Source organism: Colwellia marinimaniae (assembly GCF_002207865.1).
Lineage (GTDB): Bacteria > Pseudomonadota > Gammaproteobacteria > Enterobacterales > Alteromonadaceae > Colwellia > Colwellia marinimaniae.
The window spans coordinates 1-418 of the sequence record NZ_BDQM01000138.1 but is presented as its reverse complement, the minus strand read 5'-3'; the positions used below and the strand labels follow the sequence as shown (position 1 = coordinate 418).

The window sequence follows — 418 nt, the reverse complement described above, 5'->3', positions numbered from 1 at the left end:
AACTCGTGACATTCACGTTGGCAACGTGATGCTCTACCAGCTGAGCTACAGCCGCTTCATTAGAGCTTTACTTTTACTTACTTTCTGGAGCGGCTAACAAGACTACTCTCATCAACATAAGTCGTGGCATTCACTTCGCTTTTGGCAACGTGATGCTCTACCAGCTGACACCAGCCGCTTCATTAGAGCTTTACTTTTACTTACTTTCTGGAGCGGCTAACAATACTACTCTCATCAACATAAGTCGTGGCATTCACTTCGCTTTTTGGCAACGTGATGCTCTACCAGCTGACACCAGCCGCTTCATTAGAGCTTTATTTACTACCTATCTTTTTAATAAGATGGTACCCGGAGCCGGACTTGAACCGGCACGCTTTTCGGCGAGGGATTTTAAATCCCTTGTGTCTACCAATTCCAC

The 418-nt window shown here is 45.7% G+C and carries 1 protein-coding gene; it reads left to right on the top strand.

Annotation, left to right across the window (positions count from 1 at the left end):
- Nucleotides 1-152: 152 nt before the first annotated feature.
- The coding region (locus tag MTCD1_RS21890) for a hypothetical protein (RefSeq protein WP_235013380.1) at nucleotides 153-418 on the top strand (266 nt) is incomplete at its 3' end.